General features: G+C 42.6%; 19 protein-coding genes and 1 tRNA gene. 10 read left to right on the top strand and 10 right to left on the bottom strand.

The genetic code is table 11. The annotated features are described in order from the left end of the window. Window positions 1-28: 28 nt before the first annotated feature. Both IM676_RS13150 and IM676_RS13145 read left to right on the top strand, forming a co-directional pair. Window positions 29-1357, top strand: coding sequence for an IS701 family transposase (locus IM676_RS13150; protein ID WP_200987119.1), 1329 nt, complete (start codon window positions 29-31; stop codon window positions 1355-1357). Between the two features lie 464 nt (window positions 1358-1821). After that, window positions 1822-2601 carry a circadian clock KaiB family protein gene (locus IM676_RS13145; protein WP_200987317.1) on the top strand — a complete coding sequence of 260 codons (780 nt, stop codon included), beginning with the start codon at window positions 1822-1824 and terminating at the stop codon, window positions 2599-2601. On the opposite strand, the gene IM676_RS13140 is transcribed toward IM676_RS13145, so the two are convergent. From IM676_RS13140 to IM676_RS13115, 6 genes are all read right to left on the bottom strand, one after another. Then, on the bottom strand, window positions 2557-3921 hold the full coding sequence (locus IM676_RS13140) for an Hpt domain-containing protein (RefSeq protein ID WP_225880360.1): 1365 nt from the start codon (window positions 3919-3921) through the stop codon (window positions 2557-2559). The two genes, IM676_RS13145 and IM676_RS13140, sit on opposite strands and share 45 nt — an antisense overlap. 154 nt (window positions 3922-4075) lie before the next feature. Then, window positions 4076-5095, bottom strand: a complete 1020-nt coding sequence (gene tilS, locus IM676_RS13135) for a tRNA lysidine(34) synthetase TilS (protein WP_200987316.1) — start codon at window positions 5093-5095, stop codon at window positions 4076-4078. A gap of 47 nt (window positions 5096-5142) precedes the next feature. Beyond that, the gene (gene ccsB / locus IM676_RS13130) at window positions 5143-6204 is read right to left on the bottom strand and encodes a c-type cytochrome biogenesis protein CcsB (protein WP_200987315.1); all 1062 of its coding nucleotides are present in this window, start codon (window positions 6202-6204) and stop codon (window positions 5143-5145) included. 179 nt (window positions 6205-6383) lie between these two features. Then, the gene (locus IM676_RS13125) at window positions 6384-8114 is read right to left on the bottom strand and encodes a DUF3352 domain-containing protein (RefSeq protein WP_200987314.1); all 1731 of its coding nucleotides are present in this window, start codon (window positions 8112-8114) and stop codon (window positions 6384-6386) included. A 427-nt stretch (window positions 8115-8541) separates the two neighbouring features. Then, a complete protein-coding gene (locus IM676_RS13120; RefSeq protein ID WP_200987313.1) occupies window positions 8542-9180 on the bottom strand; it encodes a chorismate lyase in 639 nt (212 codons plus the stop codon). 104 nt (window positions 9181-9284) lie between these two features. Further along, window positions 9285-9365, bottom strand: a tRNA-Leu gene (locus IM676_RS13115). A 644-nt stretch (window positions 9366-10009) separates the two neighbouring features. Here IM676_RS13115 and accC point away from each other — a divergent pair. Then, window positions 10010-11353, top strand: a complete 1344-nt coding sequence (gene accC / locus IM676_RS13110) for an acetyl-CoA carboxylase biotin carboxylase subunit (protein ID WP_200987312.1) — start codon at window positions 10010-10012, stop codon at window positions 11351-11353. Window positions 11354-11443: 90 nt separating this feature from the next. On the opposite strand, the gene IM676_RS13105 is transcribed toward accC, so the two are convergent. Continuing rightward, entirely contained in the window at window positions 11444-11737 is a 294-nt protein-coding gene (locus IM676_RS13105; RefSeq protein WP_200987311.1) for a YggT family protein, read from the bottom strand. Between the two features lie 200 nt (window positions 11738-11937). Between IM676_RS13105 and psbX the strand changes: the two genes are divergently transcribed. From psbX to IM676_RS13085, 4 genes are all read left to right on the top strand, one after another. Further along, the gene (psbX, locus tag IM676_RS13100; RefSeq protein ID WP_200987310.1) at window positions 11938-12057 is read left to right on the top strand and encodes a photosystem II reaction center X protein; all 120 of its coding nucleotides are present in this window, start codon (window positions 11938-11940) and stop codon (window positions 12055-12057) included. A gap of 331 nt (window positions 12058-12388) precedes the next feature. After that, a complete protein-coding gene (locus IM676_RS13095) occupies window positions 12389-13279 on the top strand; it encodes a Ycf66 family protein (protein WP_200987309.1) in 891 nt (296 codons plus the stop codon). 59 nt (window positions 13280-13338) lie between these two features. Continuing rightward, window positions 13339-13890 carry a TolB family protein gene (locus IM676_RS13090; RefSeq protein WP_200987308.1) on the top strand — a complete coding sequence of 184 codons (552 nt, stop codon included), beginning with the start codon at window positions 13339-13341 and terminating at the stop codon, window positions 13888-13890. Between the two features lie 132 nt (window positions 13891-14022). Beyond that, window positions 14023-14553: a TolB family protein gene (locus IM676_RS13085; protein WP_200987307.1), complete on the top strand. Its 531-nt coding sequence runs from the start codon at window positions 14023-14025 to the stop codon at window positions 14551-14553. Window positions 14554-14574: 21 nt separating this feature from the next. Here IM676_RS13085 and IM676_RS13080 read toward each other — a convergent pair whose 3' ends face one another. After that, complete coding sequence (locus tag IM676_RS13080) at window positions 14575-15576, bottom strand: succinate dehydrogenase/fumarate reductase iron-sulfur subunit (RefSeq protein ID WP_200987306.1); 1002 nt, start codon at window positions 15574-15576, stop codon at window positions 14575-14577. A gap of 1387 nt (window positions 15577-16963) precedes the next feature. Between IM676_RS13080 and IM676_RS13075 the strand changes: the two genes are divergently transcribed. Together IM676_RS13075 and IM676_RS13070 are read left to right on the top strand one after the other, a co-directional pair. Then, a complete protein-coding gene (locus IM676_RS13075; RefSeq protein ID WP_200987305.1) occupies window positions 16964-17395 on the top strand; it encodes an AbrB family transcriptional regulator in 432 nt (143 codons plus the stop codon). A gap of 167 nt (window positions 17396-17562) precedes the next feature. Then, on the top strand, window positions 17563-18387 hold the full coding sequence (locus IM676_RS13070) for a CPBP family intramembrane glutamic endopeptidase (RefSeq protein WP_318780251.1): 825 nt from the start codon (window positions 17563-17565) through the stop codon (window positions 18385-18387). A gap of 490 nt (window positions 18388-18877) precedes the next feature. Here IM676_RS13070 and IM676_RS13065 read toward each other — a convergent pair whose 3' ends face one another. Both IM676_RS13065 and IM676_RS13060 read right to left on the bottom strand, forming a co-directional pair. Continuing rightward, window positions 18878-19831, bottom strand: a complete 954-nt coding sequence (locus IM676_RS13065) for a heme o synthase (RefSeq protein WP_200987304.1) — start codon at window positions 19829-19831, stop codon at window positions 18878-18880. 345 nt (window positions 19832-20176) lie between these two features. Next, a complete protein-coding gene (locus IM676_RS13060; RefSeq protein ID WP_200987303.1) occupies window positions 20177-21157 on the bottom strand; it encodes a COX15/CtaA family protein in 981 nt (326 codons plus the stop codon). A gap of 414 nt (window positions 21158-21571) precedes the next feature. Here IM676_RS13060 and IM676_RS13055 point away from each other — a divergent pair, with 414 nt between their 5' ends. Continuing rightward, window positions 21572-22666 carry a cytochrome c oxidase subunit II gene (locus IM676_RS13055; protein ID WP_200987302.1) on the top strand — a complete coding sequence of 365 codons (1095 nt, stop codon included), beginning with the start codon at window positions 21572-21574 and terminating at the stop codon, window positions 22664-22666. The last annotated feature ends 89 nt before the right edge of the window (window positions 22667-22755 follow it).

Below are 22755 nucleotides of genomic sequence, written 5' to 3'. Positions count from 1 at the left end.
GAAAAAACTCTACAAGGTAGGTAGAGCAATGGATGTAGAATTACAAATACTCAAACATTTACGTCGAGAGGCCCACCCAACAGTGGGAGTCATAGATGAATATTGTGAAGAGTACAGAGACATATTTAAAGAAGTAAGAAATTATGAGTGCTTCAAATATTTACATTTGGGAATCATCTCAACGCTCAAAAGGAAATCCTTACCAGAGATAGCGAAAGTAGTAAGCATAAACTCAGCCCAATCATTACATCATTTTATTGCTAATTCAGACTGGTCAGTAGAGAAAGTAAGAAACAAAAGATTAGATAAAATAAAGAGAGCATTAAATGGAAAAGCAATTACCGTAGTCATTGATGAAACAGGAGACAGGAAAAAAGGTAACAAGACTGATTACGTAGCCAGACAATATTTAGGAAGTGTGGGGAAAATAGATAGAGGGATAGTTTCAGTCAATGCCTATGGAGTGTACGATAACATAACATTTCCGCTACTGTTCAAAGTATTCAAACCGCAAAAGACACTAAGAGCAGAAGATACATATAAGACCAAGATAGAATTAGCGACAGAAATAATTACAGAATTAATTGAGTTCGGCTTTACTATTGAATTAGTATTGGCAGACAGTTTATATGGTGAGAGTAGTCAATTTATAAGAAAATTAGCAGCATATAACTTAGCTTATGTCGTAGCAATTAGAAGTAATCATGCAGTATGGTTGCCTGGCAATCAGAAGGTTAGGGCGAATAAGTGGTGTAAATTTACCAGAACATTTAGTAACCAAAAATCAGAGAATAGATATATCCGCGAAATAATTTATGGTAAGAGAAAGGAGATAACTTACTGGGAATTAACCACAGATCCAGAAACAATGCCAGAGAATTCTACTTCTTTTGTCATGACCAATCTTCAAGGAAATCTCAAGAAAATTTTAGGCGACTTTTATGGATTAAGAACATGGGTAGAATATGCCTTTCGTCAGTGTAAACAGGAATTAGGTTGGACAGATTATCGGTTTACTGATTTTCAGCATATTGAGAAATGGTGGGAAATTATTTTGTGTGTTTACACAATGATTAGTTTAAACTCTCCAGCGTTTTTATCCCTAAATCAATCTCATCAGCTTGCACCTAACATACTAGAAATCAGTGCAGTTGATTTCTCTGTGCATCAGCAATGGAATCATCAAACCGGATGGAAGAATACTCTCAATAATCTGCGATTAATTGTCCAACCATTTTTACTTTTTTGGTTGATTTATCCCTGGCTTGATGTTTTTCCCAATTCCAATTTGCTGCTTGGGTTTAACCAACTCATTAGTGTTATGAATGGATTAAAACCCTTTTATTCTTCTGCATAATTTATTGTATTTACTGCTTGTTTATTTCGGAAAGTGACAGAAGAGGGATATCTTCCGGAATACTTCAGAATATGACTTAGATATCCCAGTTTCTTTCTCAATCAGAAATTCACTTTTACTTAATATTTCTTAGCAAATTGCCTGCTAATTCTCATAATTATCATCAACAACTGAATAACTGCTGACTATTGCAGGGTGCAAACCCTAGCAGTAACTCCAACCTAGATTTACTGAAATATTCTTGATTATTGAAAATAACTTAAAATTTATTGATATAATCACTGTCTTGTGCCGAACAAGTATATGTGAGCCAAAAAATAAAAAAATATACAATAGCACTACGTATTATTGCTTTTAAAACATCATGTCATCAAATCACACAGTTTCTGTGAGTACAAGTTTAGGTAGAATACATGATCAAAACAATCTTTTGACTTTTATTTTCCCTCAACCCTGTAACTGAATTGATCACTGATAAACTATCGAAACCCCAATTGTTTAAAGGTATTGCCCTTTTTACACCAGGAGGGGATTTAATTTACTGCATCGACCCTCACAAGCAGGGGCGATGGCATTTACATTTATGTGCGGCTTTGCAGGAAATCTTGGACTTACCAGAACCGCCACATTTTTTAGTTCCTTGCTATACTGCAACTATTGACCACTGGTTAGATCCACATACTCACGAAATCAAAACCTTTGCTGAAGCCTATCCATATGTTATGCGACATCAGGCCTTACTTAATGCTATTTTTGGCACGGATTTAGTTTGGCAAACAGCACCAAGGCAAGAGGGATTGTGCGATCATATGGTCTTAGCAACTTATCGCTCCACCTTTCCCCAACTTTGGGAAGACCATGATTTAATAGTTGATTTGGACTACTCCGGAGCTCAACTACAGTCTGATATACCAATGAACCTTACACAAAAGTTAAAGTTACAAGCAGAATGTTATGTTTTGCGGCTGTTTGTGGCTGGACATAGTTTGAATACACAACGGATTCTTCAGAATCTCCACGCACTTTTGGAGCGATCGCTGGGGTATCCTTATACGATGAAAGTCATTGATGTTTTAACCAATCCCGAACAGGCCGAAATTGATCAAGTTTCTGCAACTCCTACTCTGGTTAAGGTTTGGCCGCAACCAATTCGGCGCATTGTTGGGGATATAGATAATGTAGACAAACTTTTACAGATGTTAGCAGCAGAGGACATTATTAACAAAAGACCCCAAATCAGCTAAACCACTGTGCCCAAAATCTATTTCACTCAGAGTGCTAATCTGTAAAACTTTCTCTTCTTGAGAGCTTTTATCTGACGGTAAATCAGAGGGAGTACTGAACTTTGCTAACCCTAACTGGTGATTCTGGTCAATATCACTTATATCTGTGTTTTCTCGACCATCCCCCAATAACACGAGAGTATAAGTACTATTTTCTGTTGCTGTGTGATCACTGCCAGAGAGTTCATTTAAGCTGGTTATAATCTCTGGGGGCATTATCATACCCGAATCATTAGCATCATTATCTGTATTTGAGGAGAATTTCTCCCCTGCTGTGGGTTCCTCTACATATACAGGCTGGTGAAACTCCTGAGACTGTAAGAAATCCAGTTTTCCCACGTTTAAGAGGGCTGATAATTGCTCACTAGTTACAATCTCCTGTTCTCTACCTTGGAGAACTAGTTCTTGGGCTTGTTTAATTTCGGTAACAACAATTTTCGCTAGGGTCAGATAGGTATTGTGAGGATTTGCGATCGCACTTGCCGCTGTCTGACATAATCTACACCAATGAGGGAAATTTTGCCTCTGGCCAATTTCCACCAAATGCTGACAACATTGCTGGAGATAGATCCGAGATGCGGGTTTTTTGTTTTGCTTAAATAGTTGCAACATTTCCCGCACTGTTTGCAACACCAGGGGGTGAAATTCATCCCCATAGTTATTTGCTCCTGCCGGTAGCGAATGTTGTTCTGAAAATCCTCCAGACAAGAGTGATTCTGTCGATGGAGTTTCCCCGTATTCTGCCACCTTAAGAATATCTAGACAGGGTAACACCTCGGTAAGTTTACTGACAATATCCTCCCGGCTGATTTCCACTGCTATTCCGGTCTTTTCCTTTAGCAGTTCACCACTGTTTTGTTTGAGCAGCAATTCCAGATGCTGATACAGCCCTTGAAATTGAGCAGCACTTTCTTCTAATATCCAAGTATGAGCCGTATGTTCCGATATATCTGGGGAAACGCTACTTAAATTTTCTAATAGTACCTTTAGGGTATTACATACATTGAGAAATAAAGATGTTAACTTTTGGTCAACCTGAACCTGATGTTCTTGCAAAACTTTAAAACAATCTTCTAGACGGTGGGATGTCTGTTCAATGGTAATTAGCCCTAGCATCCCCGCCCTTTCCGTGAGCCAATGAGCGGACTGGAAAATTTCTTTGACCATTTCTGGCTTATTCCAGGTATTTTGGATATCCAGTAACCCCTGCTCAATTATATTCACATGGTCTCTAGCTTCTTCTATGAAGTAACCTAAAATTGGCTGTTGTTCCCGCAGCATAATCAAAGTTCTGAGTACTGATTGGTTTTTGGTTATTTACTTCAATTCTAGGATTACCACTAGGATGTTTAGTGGAACTACCCCGTGTTTTACCTAATTTCATCCTACCTAGCTTTAGATCCCACCAGAGTAAATCAGTTTGGTGGAGACGCCATTAATCTCCTCTCTGATAGTCCTTGAGGCAAATCCAATCGCCTTGGACTTGGGCGATGATACCTCCAGGAAATGGATCGGTTTGTGAACGGTTTGGGGCTGTAATTAACGCTCTTAGTTTTTCAATATGTTCAAAAATCGGAGTATCAGTGAGAATCTTTTGTAATATTTGCCTCATGACCCGACGTTGCAGCGCTAATGGTGCTTTCTGTAATACCCGGCGATTTAACCTTAACTCAGTTCGATTTCCTTCATTACCTGTGGGGTGCGCATTTGGCCCCCCAATGGCTTCTTCCCTTAACTTGTCAGCTGCTTGCTCTAAATATTCCACTTCGGCTTGCAATAGTTCTGCTGTTTGTGCTAAAGCGGATTCTACTTTGGGGTTGAAATTTGCTTTTAAATATGGTATCAATTCTTGGCGAATCCGATTGCGGGCATATTTTACATCTTGATTAGTGATATCTTCCCACACTGGGAGATGAAAGTCTTGACAAAATTTCCCTGTTTGTTGGCGAGTAATTTCTAAAAGCGGACGAATTAGTAAAACACCTGCTGTGAGTGGTCTTTGCCAAGTAAGTGCTTGTAACCCATCGGTACCCGTTCCCCGCATGAGGTTGTACAGCAGAGTTTCAGCGCGATCGCTGGCGGTATGCCCTGTAACAATATACTGGTAACTATTTGCCTGGGCGATGGTACTTAAAGCTTGATATCGCCAATTACGAGCAGCCGCTTCACTATTTAAGGCTTCCCTAGCTGTTGCTAAATAAAAGGATATACCCCAACTTTTAGCTAATTTTTCCACATGATGGGCATTAGCGTCAGAATCGTTACGCCAGCGATGATTACAGTGGGCAACACCTAAATGCCATTGACCCTTGGGTTGTAAATCCGACAGTAACTTGATTAAACACAGAGAATCTTGCCCACCAGAAACCGCTACTAATAGCCTCTGATGACGCTCAAACAATTGGCGTGAGCGAATCGTACGATGTATTTTTGCGTGTAGGTCAGTCCATACCATTTTATCTTTTTTTACCTCCTCCCCTGGGGGGAGGGGTTAGAGGATAATTAAAAAAACCAACCGTAAGAATGCAAACCTTTACCTAAAAGATTCACACCCAGATAGCAAATCCAGACCACCACAAAACCACTGGCGGCTAAAATTGCCGGGCGACGACCTTGCCAACCGCGAGTAATGCGGGCGTGGAGATAGGCGGCAAAAACTAACCAGGTAATTAAAGCCCAGGTTTCTTTTGGGTCCCAACTCCAGTAGGAACCCCAAGCTTCGTTAGCCCAGACCGCACCGGCAATAATACCAATGGTAATCAGGGGAAATCCTAGTCCAATGACGCGATAGCTCATATTGTCTAAGGTTTCAGCTAGACTCAAGCGCTGTGGTGATAGTACTTCCTTGGCAGTAGTCACTACTGTGGGTGACTCAGTAACCGTAACTAAATCTAAAACCGCAGTGTGACGGTTGCCATTGTTATTACCATCAAAGCGAGCAAAGCCATTATTCTCTAACGGGGGTGTTCCCGGTTGGGAAGTTAGCTCCCCTGCTTTATGCAAACGGTAGCTGTTATGGCGATAACCGCCATTACCTACAGAACTGCCTTGTACTTGAATATTTTTACCGCGAGTCACTATGAGAAAGGCGATCGCTAATAGTGATCCTACCATCAAAGCAGCATAACTCAACATCATCACACTGACGTGCATCATCAACCAGTTCGACTTCAGAGCAGGTACTAAAGGTTCGGCTGATTGCATTTCTGATGGTAAGGTGAGGGCTGCAAAAGCAGTAATCCCCATTGCTACCGGTGCTGTGACAACCCCTACTAGGCGGCTCCGGCTCGTGTTCTCGGCAAACAGATGCACTGCGGTAATACCCCACACCAAAAAAAATAGGGACTCATACAAGTTACTCAGAGGAAAATAGCCCGCTTCTATCCATCGCGCCCCTAGTAAGGTAGCTATACATAAATTCGCCATCGCCATACCCCCAGTCCCCAAACCAGCAAGTGCGGGCAGATTCGGAAATGCTGCACCCCCCCAGTACACCAGCATTGTGACAAATAATACAGCAAAAGTGGCATTGTCCAGCCAGTTCTGGAGTTCAACCAGATTCATAAAGTCTTCTCCCCAGTTGATTCGTTAAAATAATAATTCTGACTGTTCTGATCCTATCGGCTTAGGAGACTGATTGGACATAGTTTTTAGTCCCCCCTTGGTGCATTACACCCTTGCTAACCACTCAGAAATTATCCTGTGAGAAGCATTACTGGGGCCGGTAGGTTTCTTGAGACTAACTAGCCAGCACCTTTTGTCTCACCTTTTTTGAGTATTATAAAAATTTCGTAGCGCATACTGCGCTCATCGCTTACAGCAGATGTCATACCAATTGATTGCGTAGCATCTAGAAAGGCTTGTTGCTGAGGAAATACAGTATTTAATGCAAAATCTTTAACAGATGTTTCCATATCCAAAAAAAATCTGGCAGTGGTATGGGATTGTTTAGGAACAGTTTGTTGAAATGACTCCCTACTAGCTAGTGTTTGCTCAGGTTTAGGAATAATTTTATCAGTGATGGGAGCCCCCACTACTAAAAAAGCAATATCGTTATCCAACCAGCCATGGGTGGCAGTTAAAGTATTAAAGGGTGTAATCCAGTTAACAACTGGTTTACCTGCAACTGTACTCGGTTGAATTTGGAACTGATATTGGTTTTGCATCACCTCATCCAGCTTTTTCAAAGATGCTTCAGCTGACTTACGTAGGCTTTCCCCGTTAGAAGCATCTCTTGCTTGTACCATGAGTAACAAGCCTGCACGGTAATCCTGGGAATAATCATTATTTGAGCTATTGGGAATCACCGAGACAGAAAATTCACCTTGCATCCAACTGAGAAAATCTTTATCTAAGTCCAATCCGGTGAGTGACTTCACATTACCTCGCAACTTTTCTGGGGATATAGGCGAGAGGGGGTTTTTTTGTGAGATTAAAACGTACTCTTCCCACAAGTTTTGTAGGTTTGTGTGAGACAGCATCATTAATGTGTCCGCAGGTAACCGGTTTTGCATGATTCCGTCTGTCTTGTCCACTTTTAACAGACGCTGACTTTGAGAATTCCGCCACCAAATACCCGTAAGCCTTATTCCTTCTGCTTCCAAAGTCACAGACCCGGCTAGACCCTGATTATTTTGCAGTTGGGTTAAAACTTGAGCCGGAAAAGGAGGGTCGGGAGTAGCAGCAGCAGCCAGTTTGGAGGCAATTGGTACATTCAGATAAAACTGAGCAAAGGGGCGATAATTGGCAATTTTGCGCAAATTATCCCCAAAACCCTCTAGTGTTGCTAGGGATGGTTTACCTTTATATGTATCAATTACCCGTTCTGTGGCTTGGGGATCATCAGTGAGCACTAGAAACCGTTGGTCTAGTAATGCAGCTGAAAGCTTTTGCCCTGATTGATTATCAGTTTGTCTAATGGTAATTCCTTGATAGATATGCTCAGTCCATTTACCTTGTTTAAGGGTTTTAGGCTCTGCCAACATATTTTGGGCTGCTTCCAGGTTTTTGACCGGTAATACCATGATTATGGACTGTTGAGCTATGGCACTATCCTTATTCTTGTCCAAGGGTTTCAGCCCTGGTTCAATTGTTGGCGCAGAGAAAATTCCCAGGGTGACTTGATCACCTACCCACGGGGTGATGTCTGTCTGGAAGTCATAACCATTCTCAGTCAAAAAGCGATCGCGCAACTGCACTAAATTTTTAGTGATTTCTGCTTGCATTTCTTTTGTTCCCAACTCCTGCAATTTTTGCCATTGTTTGGGATCTGTAGTTAAAGAAACCGTCAATAGAGCATCTTGAGGGATAATATTTACACCCACTGGCAAACCTCTAGAAGATGTTTGCTTCTGGCTTAAAAACCAGAATGTCGCCCCTCCTACACCAATTAACAATCCAGCAGCCAGTAGTGTCAGCAGCAGAGATGGTTTCTTAGTATTGTTTTTAATCACAGATATAATGGGCAGCTTCATCGAAACCTATACCTCATCCTTTCCTAAATTGAGTAGACCCGTTTTTTGGGATGGTTCCCAGAAGGTAAATCAGTCATCCTCCTAGCACTTTGAAAGTATAGCTAACTTGAAAAAGCTGCACTGTGGTCACATAAATATAATTGATATTCTACCTGAAAACGCGCACAGTGCCCCTGGTTTCTAACTATGGGGGTGTAGTGCGCTAGCGACTTTAGTCGCATTAGAACGATTGACTGGCTTTAGCCACAGTGATATAATGGTCAAAGCGAGTAAAACAACCATTTAGCCGCAGACTTGCAGCCGTGGGGCACACGGTCAAGATGCTTGCAGTTAGCGAAGCTGCGCGTTAGCGCGGGTAAATTCATTGGAATCCCCGTGAAGCAAGAATCCCCCGGCTTCTAGCCGTGGGGAGTGTCAAGAAATCATACTAACTTTCTGCCTCTTCTCCATTTGGGTAAATCAGTCTTGGGCTACCCAAATACTTGGTTAAACAAGGCGAAAAAACCTCATATATTAAAGTTAATGGTCTTCCGTGATGCCAAAACAAGTAATGACGACCCCAAAAAGGACCAGATATCTCAAAACCTGACTCTATATCTGCTGATTCACCATAGTAAATACCCTGAATATCGCGGTATAATTCTGTACGGATACTTGCTAAACTTGCCCAAATTGGTAGTGAACGATTTTGTAAAAATTCATCTACATGACTAGCTTCCCACCATGAGGTAGCATAACCCAATCGTTGACCTGATGCAGTACGTAACCATACCTGTCGCCGCAGTCGTGGTCCTGGCACAGCCTGAATTAATTCGGGGGCTTCATCTGAGTTCATGCCAATCAAAGACATATCTATAACATCTACTTCCGTAGGTTCTCCCGTCAGTAATTGTAAATGTCTTGTTGGCGAACCGTCACCTAACAGCAACAATTGCCAGGCTGGTGCTAACTGTGAGTGTGGCAAACCTTTGTGGATCACCTCCTCCCCACCTTGCCAAATGGGGGTGAGGCGATGCCATGCTGTCGGCGCTGTTGAATTGTTCTTCCCTCTAAAAATTGCAGTCAATGTTCTTTACAAAAGTTCACTTAATTCTATAAAAGCACAAAAATTATGCTTCCAACACCAAGTTGGAAATTACAGACATGATTTTTGAGGAAATAAATAAAAAATGCGGATGGCGAGACTCGAACTCGCAAGGCAAAGCCACACGCACCTCAAGCGTGCGCGTATACCAATTCCGCCACATCCGCGCTGGTTGTCCAGAAATAAAGTATAGCACAAAAAAAATAAAGATAGTGAGAAAATAGTTAAATTTAGTAAAAGCAGCCCAAAAATTAAGTGGAAGTAAACACAAAATCCGGGAAGGAGGATAGATGACCAACAAATCTAGTGGATTGATGAGTAAGATAAGATGCCAACTGGGCTGACAAAAGCCTAGGAGAATCAAGACTGGCAGATGCAAGTAGTAGTAACCCAAGCTTTCATAATCATACTCCTTACCGAACTATGAAAATAGAAGGAAAAGCCATCAATATTTAAGATAGTAGCAAAACACTGGCTATTTTTGTCTATCTCAAGACCCAAAGGATCGTCAAAAGTTCCTAGAATCAGTCCTGTCATCATTTGAGATCCAGCAACAGTATTGTGGCAAATCGGATAGGAGACAATAACTATCTACTGGTACTAACATCGAAGCTGGTTGGATGAATGGGGACACTGAAAAACAAGTTTCTGCATCTGATCAGGATTGGAAACAGTTAGGACAGTTTAGTAAATCTAAAGTCCGGTTGATTTGACGCTCAACAGGATTAATGATCACTGCGGTTCAAACCGCTGGCGTCGCTTCCCTCTCAGTACCCTTGGTGACTGAGTTTCCCGCATACCATGTATTTCTATGAAGTTTGACAAAATATTAATTGCCAATCGGGGGGAAATTGCCCTTCGCATTCTCCGCGCCTGTGAAGAAATGGGAATCGCCACGGTTGCGGTTCACTCCACAGTTGACCAGAATGCTCTCCACGTTCAACTTGCCGACGAAGCGGTTTGCATTGGCGAACCTGCTAGCGGTAAAAGTTATTTGAATATTCCCAACATTATTTCTGCAGCCCTAACACGTCATGCCAGTGCCATTCATCCTGGTTATGGATTTTTAGCAGAAAATGCCAGATTTGCAGAAATCTGTGCTGACCATCATATTGCCTTTATTGGTCCTACTCCCGAAGCCATACGGCTGATGGGGGATAAATCCACAGCTAAAGAAACCATGCAAAAAGCTTTGGTTCCAACTGTACCAGGTAGTGATGGCTTAGTAGAATCCGAACAAGAAGGATTGCTAATTGCCAAGAATATGGATTATCCGGTAATGATTAAAGCTACTGCTGGTGGGGGCGGTAGAGGAATGCGTTTAGTCCGTTCTGAAAGTGAATTTGTCAAACTTTTCTTAGCCGCCCAAGGGGAAGCAGGAGCGGCCTTTGGTAATTCTGGCGTTTATATAGAAAAATTTATTGAACGTCCGCGGCACATTGAATTCCAAATTTTGGCAGATAATTACGGTAACGTTATACATCTGGGCGAACGGGACTGCTCAATTCAGCGCCGCAATCAGAAGTTACTAGAAGAAGCTCCCAGTCCGGCACTTGACCCAGAACTACGAGAAAAAATGGGACAAGCTGCCGTTAGAGCAGCCCAGTTTATCAACTTTACTGGGGCTGGTACAGTGGAATTTCTTCTAGATAGATCTGGTAAGTTCTACTTTATGGAAATGAATACGCGGATTCAAGTTGAGCATCCTGTAACAGAAATGGTCACAGGAATAGACTTAGTTGCTGAACAAATCCGCATTGCCCAAGGGGAACGACTAAGGATTACCCAAGACCAAGTAATCTTAAGAGGTCATGCTATTGAATGCCGCATTAACGCCGAAGACCCTGACCATGATTTTCGCCCCGCACCTGGACGTATTAGCGGCTATCTTCCTCCTGGTGGACCTGGTGTCCGTATTGATTCCCATGTTTACACAGACTACCAAATCCCCCCATATTATGATTCTCTCATTGGTAAATTAATTGTTTGGGGGCCAGACCGAGCCACTGCAATTAACCGCATGAAACGCGCATTGCGAGAATGTGCCATTACCGGACTTCCCACTACTATTGGATTTCATCAAAAGATTATGGAAAACCCCCGATTCTTGCAAGGTAATGTCTACACCAATTTTGTCCAGGAGATGAATCTTTAGGTCTGGGGGAAATAAAAGAAGTTGGGTAGGGGTAAAGCAGTTGGTCTGGTACTAACATCTTTGACCCCCTCCCACTCCCTTCCTAATTCCCTAATTTAGGCGAGTCATCATGGTGAGCAATCCTTGCTGACCCAGCAGAATTTCCCTGATCAGGCTGAGAATTCCTACCCAAAGAATAGGGGTAATATCTACCCCTCCTATGGGCTGCACTAGCTTTCGCAATGGCACTAAAAAGGGTTCAGTAGGCCAAGCTATCAGGTTAAAGGGCAAACGATTCAGGTCTGCTTGTGGATACCAAGTGAGAATTATCCGGAAAATAAACAAAAATGTCATCAGTCCCAATAAAGGACTGAGAATCCAAACAGTTAGGTTAAGACCAGTCATTGGTTTGAGGTACTATCTGTGAACTAAGAAAGAATTTAGGTGAAAGCCAGCAAGGCAGCAATGTTTCAATGCTTTTGCTTCAATTTTACCTAATTCCAGGAAGGATACTTTTTTTCCCTCAGCATTGACGATGTTCCACTTTTTTGGTGAGACACCATATTAGAATTATGATCAAGTGTGTAAAAAAAAGGTTTAGAACTATGACACCTTCATTAGCAAATTTTCTTTGGAGTCTGTTTTGGGGTGGTGTGATTGTAGTACTCCCTGCTACAGTTGGGCTGATTTTCATTAGCCAAAAAGATAAAATCCAGCGTTCATAATTCTTGGGAGGGTGGCTTTGACTTTCATCTGTGACTGATTGTCTGTCAGCTATCTGGGCTCACACTCATCTAATTTGCATATTTTCTCAGGTAGGTATCTTGCACACCTGAAATATGTAAGTTAAACATGAACCAGCTTAACCAATTGTACCAACAGCAAATAGTCCTCCCAGTGAGGACAAGCTATACTTTGACTAGCTGGCGCTAAACGGCTTCAGAGCTTCTTTACTGGAGGCTTTGAAGCTTCAATATATTGTCGATATTCTGCCTGATTAGAGTAGTGATTTTAATTGTGACTCGCTAACATAGATTTGATATTTGGAAAAGAACAATGGTAAATTTTGGGCTGAATTCAGCCAGCGTTCTGGCTCAGGTCAATTTTGGGACGAACTCAGCCAGTATTCTAGGAATTTTCCTGGCTGTGTCTGGGGCAGCACTGTATTTTCTACGCACAGTGCGCCCAGAACTGTCACGAGATCAAGATATTTTCTTTGCAGCAGTGGGCTTACTCTGCGGCTTTATTCTTATTTTCCAAGGGTGGCGATTAGATCCAATTCTACAATTTAATCAGCTGCTGTTAGTCGGCTCAACTGTGTTTTTTGCGGTTGAAAGTATTCGTTTGCGAGGTATAGCTACTCAACAAGCCAAGCGCAATACTCCCATTGTGGATGAGGAACGAGAAGTCAGCAGAAGCTATTCCTACGACCGCAGAGGATATGAGGCTGAGGTAGAAGAAGATTTGGAACCACTTCCCTATGATGAAGAAGAACCACCTGTGCGCCCTCGTATTCGCGGTAGTAGGGATACTCGTTCCCCTCGTGATCAATACTATGAGGATCAACCACCCCGCCGCCCAGAACGCCGGAGTACTAGGGAAAGACCAGAAATCTCAGACACAAAGCGTCGTTCTAGTTCTGTCCGCCCGGTAAGTCGCAGTCGTGGGAGTTTTGAAGCAGAAAATTGGGGTGCTACTAGAGAAGTTGATGATTGGGATAGTTCCGGTGGTGAAGTGACAAAATCTCCCAGTCGTAGCACTAATAGACCACCACGTCGGGAAACTCGTGACCAGGATACCCCCTCGCGACCAAGAAAGCGCCCGCCTTCTCCAGACTCCAGTTCACTCAGACCCCTTGATGATGATGCAATACCAACTGAATACGTCCCATATAAACCGATAGAAAACCCCAATCAGGAACCAGATGATTTGACTGATGTGGATTAGGGTGTTATCTAATACGATGGGGTGTGCATTAGGTCTGGAGGTTATGGAAAACAATTGAGGTGAAAATACTTAGGCCTAGATTTTGGCTCCAAGGACCAATTCGTTGGAGCCTGGTTTTTAGCTTTGCTAGTTTATTGTTATCTTGCAGTGCCAACGAAATACCATTAGGGACTACTTCCCTCAACAGTCGCTACACTGAAGAGCAACCTGCATTGAGTGGAAATGGTCGCTTTTTAGCATTTATATCTAATCGTAATGGTAGTCACCAACTGTTGGTCTATGACTTGCAAGAACAACGGTTAGTGAGCACGCCAGGTTTAAATCGACCACGGACGATTACTGAAAGTCCAAGCTTGAGTTATACCGGACGTTACATTGCTTATCTCACAAGTGATCAAGGTAGACCTGTTGTGGCACTTTATGATCGGGCTACGCAAAATTCACAAGTTATTACTCCCAGTTATAGGGGCTGGTTGAGAAATCCAGGAATTAGCGCAGATGGACGTTATATTGTGTTTGAAACCGCTAGCCGTGGTCAATGGGATATTGAACTTTTAGACCGCGGACCAAATATTGAATTAGATATTCCCAATGGTGCTAGTTTGAGATAATCATCTGTGGTTAATTAATTCTCTCCCTACGCCACCCCCAGGATATAGATTTCCGGAAATTCACCCCACTCTTACTAAATAATGGTGTTAGTTATTAAGTTGTTCGTCTAATGAGCATTGACTAATGACCACATGAATAATCAAACTATTTTTATACCCATATTTATTGCTAGCTTGGGCTTATTGGTTGGCTGTGTGGGCTATCCTCGCTTAGTCAATTATCCCTTTGATCCTGGTGGTCGGAGTCTTAACAGTCCGTCTTCGGAACTAGATCCCCAAATTTCTGGGAGATATATTGTTTTTACGAGCGATCGCCGGGGCAGCCAAGATGTTTATATGTTCGATACACTAACTCGTACCCTGGTAGATTTACCGGGTTTGAATGCCTTCGATACTATCGCATCTCATCCGAGTGTGGCTGAGAATGGTCGCTACATTGTTTTTGCTGCTAGTCGTCAGGGAAGATCTACTATTTTTCTCTATGACCGAGAAACTAGACAATCTAGAAATTTAACTAATAACTTACCAGCAGAAGTCCGCAACCCTACGATTAGCGCTGATGGTCGGAGGATTGCGTTTGAGTACAATAACAATGGTCAATGGGATATTTTAGTTTATGAACAATCAGGACAAAAGTTAAATATACCTCAAGAGCCACGCTAAAAATAGGTACTGGGGAATTTATTAATCAGTGCTGTTCTTTTGCACAGATTCAATCAGCGATCGCACTTGTTGAGTACCTTGGGAAGGTTCAAAGGAAAGTGGGAATTTACCCCTAAGGAACATTCGTAAACCAAGAGGTGCAAGACTGAGTAATCCTTTCAGGTCCTGAAAGTAGTTACCAACCACTTGGATACCAAATTGACGTTCGTCGATCCAACCACCTTGTTTCACCAAATCTACTAATACTTTGCGGTGGCGAATTGAGCGACTGTCTTGGGCCTGTTTACGTTGCAAAATCTCCTGTTTAATTTTTGTGATTTGCTCTAATGGTGCTACCTCCATGGGACAAACTGAGTCACAGTAGAAACAACGGGTACAACCCCAAACTCCTTTAGTTCCTTGGTTGTAACTTTCTAAGCGATTTTCGGTTTCAGCATCACGAGAGTCAGCTACCATACGATAGGCCTTGGCCAAAGCATGGGGACCAACAAAATCTGGATTGACTTCACGGGCATTACATTCAGAGTAGCAAGCACCACACATGATACAATTACCAGTCTGATCAAGACGCGATCGCTCCAGTGGTGTTTGTAAAAATTCCCTTTCCGGAACTTGTCGCGCCGCCGTACTTACATAAGGAGCCACTGCATCTAGATGACTCCAGAAACTACTCATGTCCACAACCAAATCTTTAATCACGGGCATATTACCTAAAGGAGCTACTGTAATTTCCCCAATGGTGTTGGGGTTATTTTCCCCTGGGGGGATTTGCGGTAATCTAGCTAGTTCACTACCAACACTTTCCTTACAAGCTAAGGCGGAACGCCCATTAATTCGCATAGCACAACTACCGCAAATCGTATTGCGGCAATTTTTGCGAAAAGCGAGTGTTCCATCTTGTTCCCACTTAATGCGATTGAGGCAATCCAAGATTGTATTGCCAGAATCTACCTCTAAAAGGTAAGTTTGTACAACAGGGGAGAAATTTTGTTGCTGTCGAATGATTTTAAATAGAACTTCCATTATCACCAACCACAATCTTCAAATTATATTGCCAGCCTGGGAAATCGTGATTCAAGGCTGGTGGTCACTCTTGAGCTATACTCTTGTTGCTCTTAATGGCCAGCCGGGTGTTAATAGGCTACTGCTCAAAGAGCAACTGATTCTAGTTTAAGGATAACCATTCAAATTTAATTTGTAGAGATGCTATAAGTGAGATTCTTGTCAACCTCTCAAATCAAAGGCAAATCAGGTAATTATGGTGGGGGGAGCATTGGACTTCATTGTTTCGCAGTAACACAAGTAGGTTTTTCAGGAGAAAAAGCTAGGTTTATATTCTGCACACGTGAATATATCTCAACTAAATCCAGTAATGTTTCTCAATCTCTCTTGATGTGAAGAGCAATGGCTGCTATTGGCGCATAAAATCCCTAATCTAGTTGCGAAACCATGGTTTTTTTGTGTATATGTGAGCGCTAAACCTGTAGAGTAACATCCGCTAAGAAGCAAGTATTTACAAGATATAGTAAAATTTATTCTTCCCCTAGACAGACGTAGGTAATCCATATTAGCTTTTTGTCTGGCGAGAATAAAGCAGCAGAAGAGTCCTCACTTAGTTGATGTCTGTACAAAATCAAGGAAATTTGGCATTTTACTCACTTATCAAAACTCCTCATCTAAATTTAGATTAATTTTTATAAAACTCACGCTGCAATATTCACTAGGGCAAAAGTTCGGATGAAACCCACTTTTTGCCTTCCCAAGGTTAGATATTTAGATTGAAGTTTTTGGTGGCAGTTCAATTAAAAACTAAACAATTATTTTGCTATTATTAGTTCATGCTAGTATTTAATATAAAATTACGAGGCAACAAATCCAGTACCAATAGCTGCATAAGCACGGCTAATGCTGATTTGTAAATTCGTAATGTAGAGACAAAAAATTCAGGTCTCTACAGGCATAACAAAGGTGTATGTCCGTAACAGGCTATTCACATACTATGCTGTCCTAGGCTGGAGAGTCGGAGTAGGGAAAACCTCACAACTCAAAGGTAATAAAGGACAGCACTGAAAGTTGAAATCCAGCAGTTTATTGGGTCTAGGACTTATTTGTAGTCACACTCAAATAACTTGTGCAGGGGGCTGAAAGTGACACTGCTACAGTAGCGCCAACAGAGAAAATCAATTGATTTGCCATGGTGATTTCTGGTAAAAATTGCCGTAAAATCCCTGAAGTTAATGTTTGTGGCCACCATGACCCCTAGTCTGTTGTGGATGAACATGATATAGGCGCTTGTAGCTCAACCTATAAACAGGAATTTATCCCTCACACCAGAGTCATGAGTAGTCAAATACTGGCATGAAACAACTTTGTTTATCAGTTTGGAGAGAGTAAGGAAAATTTGAGCGTAATGACTGAAACTGCAACCGCACCATTAACTGGAAAAGCATTGCTTGCTAAGGTAAAAGAACTGTCTAATTTACCACGCCGAGAAAGAGCCAAGCAGTGCGGATATTACACCATTACTAAGAATAATCAAGTTCGCGTCAATCTTACAGATTTTTATGATGCTTTGCTATCGGCTAGAGGAATTCCCCTGAGTCCCGAAGCTCCTAAAGATGGTCGTGGTCGTGAACCGACATATCGTGTTAGCGTTCATCAAAACGGTCAAATTGTGATTGGTGCTACCTACACTAAGGCAATGAACTTAAAGCCGGGTGATGAGTTTGAAATCAGACTGGGATATAAACATATTCACTTAATTCAACTCGGAGAAAGCGATAAAAAGGTGACTTCAGGAGATATAGACTCAGAAGAATCCGATGAGGATTTAGAAGAGTAAGTTTGCCAATGGTATGAATAAGTTAACAGTCAAGGCTTGATAACTGATTCCTACCATCACGGCGCTGGAATTTTCTAAGATGCAAACAATACGATTAGACCCCTTGCAGAAGTGACAAACTCTAGTAGAGTCTTGATTAACAAGCAAGAAGTCTATCGTGTTTTTTTATGTCTACTTTGATAAAAATATTCAATACCGTAGCAGCATTTATACAAGATACCTCAACGCTAGTTGTGGTGATGATATTTTTTATCAGCTGGATAGGATGCTGGTTGCCAATAGCAGCAGTCATCGCAATCACAATGAATTGGCAACCAGCTAAAGCTTTACAACCAGAACAAAAAATACCTTTATTAGTGCCACTTTACTTATTAGCCCCCCTGGTTCTCTGGGTAGTTATTTGGCTATCCCATAAATCTTTTTCAGATTATGGCTTGGTGGTAAGTGTTTCCCTGTTGGGTTCCTGGTCGCTAGGTTTTGCTTTGGGAGTATTGAGCCTAGCAATGATGTTTACCTGGCAATTCTGGCTTGGGTGGTGCCATTTAGAAAAATCAAGTATTAAGTTCATACCATCAATTTTATTGATAGCCTTGTTAGTTGGGGGTATAGAAGAGTTAGTTTTTCGTGGTTTCCTGTTCACTGAATTGCTGCATGATTACCCAGTGTGGGTAGCAGCAACAATTTCCAGCTTAATTTTTGCCCTTGTGCACTTAGTATGGGAACAACAGGAAACCACACCCCAACTCCCTGGATTATGGCTGATGGGAATGATGTTGGTATTAGCCAGGATTGCTGATAGCGGCAGTTTGGGTATAGCTTGGGGATTACATACAGCATTAGTATGGGCGATCGCGACCATAGATACAGCACAACTAATTAGCTATACTGGTAAAGCCTCAGAATGGTGGACTGGTAAAAACAAAAAACCCCTAGCTGGGGGAGCAGGGATTATTTGTGTGTTGGGAACCGGGTTAATTCTGTGGTTCTTATGAGGATATAGCGTTTCCTATTCTGCTGAGATACTAATTGTCTGTGTTTATTTTTGACACTCCCCACGGCTAGAAGCCGGGGGATTCTTGCTTCACGGGGATTCCAATGAATTTACCCGCGCTAACGCGCCGCTCCGCTAACTGCAAGCATCTTGACCGTGTGCCCCACGGCTGCAAGTCTGCGGGTAAATGGTTGTTTTACTCGCTTTGACCATTATATCACTGTGGCTAAAGCCAGTCAATCGTTCTAATGCGACTAAAGTCGCTAGCGCACTACACCCCCATAGTTAGAAACCAGGGGCACTGTGCGCGTTTTCTGGTAGTCGAATAATTCTTGATATCAATAGCATACAGGAGCGCGACACATCTAAGTTAAAAGCCGGGTTGAGATTGAGTCAGGCATACAAGCTCAGATTCACATAAGCAGAATCAATGATGGGGGGTTACTAATGGCTAACCCACCCTCAGATTTTTGGGAATCCCATCCCATTCTTTAACTGATCAAATGCAACTGGCTGATTACCATACTTATCAGATGATGGGTAATTGGCAGACTATCGATCACCATACCCAAACATAATAGCATCATGTAAGAGATGGAATAGAGAAACAACTCTCTAGCCACAGTGCGATCCTCTGGACTTTGTAACAAACGCCAAGATTTGTGAACAAATAATCCTCCCAGACTGAGGGCGATGGTGGCGTAAACAAATCCACTGGCGTGCAAAGGATAAAAAAGTAAGATAGTGGTACCAACTGTGACCAGTGTATAGTACCAAATCTGCCTGACCGTTGCTAGATCACCCTGAACTACAGGTAACATTGGAATACCAACTTTTGCGTAATCATCCCGAATCATCAGGGCTAGGGCCCAGAAATGGGGAGGAGTCCATAAGAAAACTATGGCAAAAAGCAACCATGCTGCCCAGCTTAAAGTCCCTGTTACAGCCGCCCAACCGACTAAAGCGGGAATTGCTCCAGCAGCGCCACCAATGACAATATTTTGAGTGCTGTGGCGTTTTAACCAGTGGGTGTAGATCAAAACATAAAAGACGATGCCGGAGAATGCAAGACAAGCAGCGAGTAAATTGGCGAATACTGCTAGCAGAGTGAAAGACATCACCGCCAGAGCGATGGCAAAAATTAGGGCATCACGAGGCTGCACCTTACCAGAAGGGATCGGACGATGACGTGTCCGTTCCATATCATAGTCAATATCCCGGTCATAGATACAGTTAATAGTCTGGGCGCTAGCAGCCGCCAAAGTACCACCAGTAAGAGTTACCAACAGCAACAATGGGTCTACCTGTCCCTGAGCAGCAATCCACATACTTCCAGCCGTGGTAATCAACAGCAACGGAATAATCCGCGGCTTTGTGAGTTGGTAGTAGCTTTGGATGACTTGGAGAAATGTTTGGTTTTGGCGAGAGACATTAGTCTCAATCATGTTAGTTCTTGTTCCTTATTTTTCAACAACTTTTATGCAGCCCTGCTCATACTGAGTTGACATTAAAAATAGTGACTCAGACTCAGGGAAGACGGGGAAGATGAGGAGGATGGAGAAGATCGGGAAGATTGTGACAAGACTCCCTGAACTTTCCCCGCGCCCCCATATACCCGGGTTTCAGACTAGCTGGTGAAAGTTGAGACTTTTCTTTGGGGTGCAAGCAGTTTCGGTTTTTATGGTGCCACCACTTTTAATACCAGGGGGTTGTTGCCAGATGTGATGGCAACTTGATTTCCTCCGGTGGTAAGAAGCTACATAACAATGGGGAAACCAACCCAAATTAACTTATGCATTGGTTCCATTTACTGGTGTACTGGGAACAGTAGCTGTTGAAACAACAGGGTAAGCATTGATTTCACGGCTCATAGCCCAGTCACGGAGTGCTAGAACTGTAAAAGCGACTAAAGTACCCAGCAAAGCAGCCCCGACAGTCTGGTGAGAAACTGTCAAAAGCTCGACTTGGAGATGTAATCGGAAAGTAGCAACTCCTAAGAAGATTTGTAACATTAACAACCCACCCGCCATAGTTGCCAGTCGCCGTAAAGCTGGATGGAGCGCTGGAGTGCGCCAGGATATGAATACCACTGCCAAAGTAGCTACAGTCGGCGGTACCAAGCCAAAGATATGGCTATACATCACATTACAAAGCTGAGAATCACCAAAGCATTGGTGTAATGCCCAGCGAGAGCCTACTAAAGCGCCTAGTATACTTTGTAGATACACAAAAATAACCGCACTTAGACCAAACCAAGGTAAGTTGCCAACAGTTCCAGTTCCTTGATAGGGAGTGAGGGCTATGCCAATAATTAGTAGGGTAGTGAAAAATAACAGCGCCGTTCCCAGGTGGGCGGTAACAATATCAAACCGCAACAGTTGGGTGACGGTAAGTCCTCCCAAAATACCTTGGAAGACGATTAAAAACAGGGCAAATGTGGATGCCCAGGGCAGCCAAGTGGGTAAGCAACGACGATACCACCAGGACAACCCAGCCAGGGCTATGGCGCTTAAACCAATTAACCCCGCATCTAATCTGTGAAACCACTCCAAGAAAACTTGAAGATTCATTTGTCTAGTTGGCACCAATTCCCCATAGCACAATGGCCAGTCTGGACAAGCAAGTCCAGCATTCATCACACGGGTGGCACTGCCTATGGCCATCAAAATCAAGGTGGCTATGCAAATTTTCCACACCAAGCGACGAATTATTTCTTGGGGCTTTTGCTGCGCGGTTGCCGCTTCATTTTGTTGTTCTAGGACTTGATTCATGAACAGTACCTTCCGCCTGCTCTTGGTTGAGCTTCTGTTAAAGTTTTCCAGTTTGAGTACCAATCTATCTACACCCTAACCTATGCAGCCTGGTAGAAAAGATTGGCTTGCACTTATACTGTGGATCACTCTAGCTAGTTTTAGCCGAGCTTTAGGTATTTTTTAATTTGTTAACGATTAATAATTATTGATTAATTTTACCAATCTGAAATATTTAGGGAATTTTACCTAGCATTTACACTAATCTAGCTCTAGCCATAAATGTATAAAATACATATCTGATGCTGAAAACTAGTAAATTAGCGGGAAAAATTAATAAAATCTTAAAACCATAAGACTCCAGATTTAATTCCCTGAACTACCTTAGTAAGTGGGTAGCATAGAGATAAAGTAGTAAATTCATTTAAGTAAACCGTGAAGATTCCAAGTTCCATCTGGACACTACTAATTGGCATCCTACTAACGCTATCGAGCCTTTGGTACGGTCAAAATCACGGTCTGTTGCCAACAGCTGCCACAGACGAAGCCGTTTTAGTGGATGGTCTGTTTAACACGATGATGATTGTTTCCACAGGTATATTCTTACTTGTGGAAGGTATTTTGATCTACTCGGTAATTAAATACCGGCGACGGGCTGATGATCTCGAAGATGGGCCACCAATTGAGGGGAATGTGCCTTTAGAAATCCTCTGGACGGCGATACCAGCCATTATCGTTCTGGGTATTTCTGTTTATAGTTTTGAGGTATATAACGACATTGGCGGCTTTGATCCCCATTCTGTCCATGAAGCGCCGATGATTCAGGAGTCTATGACAATGCCGGGGGCTGCCATTGCGGCAACTTTAAGTGATACACCCCCTAGCATAGGAGAGAATAGAAATCAAGAAAAGTCTGATGAGGCAATGGAAGACCCAGCCACAGCAGCAGTCCGCAATGCTGACCAAATTCCCCAAAAGCGGAATGCGCCTGGTGTAGGTAGTGTGGCTCCCACCATTGGGGGAAGTCCGGAAAAAGCCGCTCTACCAGCAGAATTACGGGTTAATGTTACTGGGTTACAATATGCTTGGATTTTCACCTATCCTGATACAGGAGTGACTACAGGTGAGCTACACATCCCAGTTGGTCGGGAGGTGGAAATCAACATGACAGCTAATGATGTCATCCATGCCTTCTGGGTTCCAGAGTTCCGCCTCAAACAAGATGCTATCCCCGGTAGACAAAGCGAAATTCGGTTCACGCCCAGATTAGCTGGTACTTATGACTTGATTTGTGCCGAACTTTGTGGCCCTTACCACGGAGCTATGAAAACCCAAGTAGTAGTAGAAACCCAAGAAGCCTATGACGCTTGGATGCAAGAACAATTGGTTGCTAGCAGCGAAACCCTAAAGCAGGCGGTTGCTGTTAATCCTGCGGATTTGTCCCCAGATGAATTTCTCAGTCCTTACACTAGGGATATGGGTATAGAGCCAGAAATGCTACATCATATGCACCACCAGAGTGTTGAGTAAACAGTATCCCTAGCTGGGTCAGCATTTCATCCCTGACTCAGCACAGAAATTCAAGGTCATTCAATCCGTAAAAACAAGTTAGGAACGGG

Origin of the sequence: Anabaenopsis elenkinii CCIBt3563 (assembly GCF_015245355.1) — a bacterium.
Taxonomy (GTDB): Bacteria; Cyanobacteriota; Cyanobacteriia; order Cyanobacteriales; family Nostocaceae; genus Anabaenopsis; species Anabaenopsis elenkinii.
Note: the sequence above shows the minus strand (reverse complement) of the source record. Positions and strands in the feature narration are given on the sequence as shown.

Coding starts and splice junctions, on each gene's coding strand:
- psbX (WP_200987310.1), top strand. CDS start 11,938: ATGACACCTTCATTAGCAAATTTTCTTTGGAGTCTGTTTTGGGGTGGT.
- IM676_RS13060 (WP_200987303.1), bottom strand. CDS start 21,157: ATGAATCAAGTCCTAGAACAACAAAATGAAGCGGCAACCGCGCAGCAA.
- tilS (WP_200987316.1), bottom strand. CDS start 5,095: ATGGTATGGACTGACCTACACGCAAAAATACATCGTACGATTCGCTCA.
- IM676_RS13140 (WP_225880360.1), bottom strand. CDS start 3,921: ATGCTGCGGGAACAACAGCCAATTTTAGGTTACTTCATAGAAGAAGCT.
- IM676_RS13150 (WP_200987119.1), top strand. CDS start 29: ATGGATGTAGAATTACAAATACTCAAACATTTACGTCGAGAGGCCCAC.
- IM676_RS13105 (WP_200987311.1), bottom strand. CDS start 11,737: ATGACTGGTCTTAACCTAACTGTTTGGATTCTCAGTCCTTTATTGGGA.
- accC (WP_200987312.1), top strand. CDS start 10,010: ATGAAGTTTGACAAAATATTAATTGCCAATCGGGGGGAAATTGCCCTT.
- IM676_RS13075 (WP_200987305.1), top strand. CDS start 16,964: ATGACTGAAACTGCAACCGCACCATTAACTGGAAAAGCATTGCTTGCT.
- IM676_RS13080 (WP_200987306.1), bottom strand. CDS start 15,576: ATGGAAGTTCTATTTAAAATCATTCGACAGCAACAAAATTTCTCCCCT.
- IM676_RS13125 (WP_200987314.1), bottom strand. CDS start 8,114: ATGAAGCTGCCCATTATATCTGTGATTAAAAACAATACTAAGAAACCA.
- IM676_RS13085 (WP_200987307.1), top strand. CDS start 14,023: ATGAATAATCAAACTATTTTTATACCCATATTTATTGCTAGCTTGGGC.
- IM676_RS13070 (WP_318780251.1), top strand. CDS start 17,563: ATGTCTACTTTGATAAAAATATTCAATACCGTAGCAGCATTTATACAA.
- ccsB (WP_200987315.1), bottom strand. CDS start 6,204: ATGAATCTGGTTGAACTCCAGAACTGGCTGGACAATGCCACTTTTGCT.
- IM676_RS13095 (WP_200987309.1), top strand. CDS start 12,389: ATGGTAAATTTTGGGCTGAATTCAGCCAGCGTTCTGGCTCAGGTCAAT.
- IM676_RS13065 (WP_200987304.1), bottom strand. CDS start 19,831: ATGATTGAGACTAATGTCTCTCGCCAAAACCAAACATTTCTCCAAGTC.